This window comes from Oleiphilus sp. HI0080 (assembly GCF_001635135.1).
On the sequence record NZ_LWFU01000025.1, the window covers coordinates 1 to 314 of the forward strand.

The window sequence follows — 314 nt, forward strand, 5'->3', positions numbered from 1 at the left end:
AAGCTCATACGTAAAAGCTTTCATTAGGAGTTCAGCACAGGTAACGAGCGAAGCAATAATCATTACAAATGCAGGAAGACGAATGGCATCGCTGACAAAGTTTCGAATCAAAGACACAGAAATATTCGACATGACCAAAACCAGCATTGTGGCCACGCCTAAGCCAATAGCATTCACAACGGTGGCGGTAACCGCTAATAAAGGACACAGTCCAAGCAATTGAACGAGTGCCGGATTGTTGGACCATAGGCCGTTCTTGCTAAGCGTTTTTAGTTCGTCGATGTGGTTCATGCTGAGAGGCCCTTCAAGGTGCT

1 protein-coding gene is annotated in these 314 nt (G+C 45.9%); it reads right to left on the bottom strand.

All coding sequences use genetic code 11. The features are described 5' to 3' along the window. A partial coding sequence (locus A3751_RS00475) for an Rnf-Nqr domain containing protein (RefSeq protein WP_304438986.1) occupies positions 1-291 on the bottom strand: 291 nt, incomplete at its 3' end. Positions 292-314 lie beyond the last annotated feature (23 nt).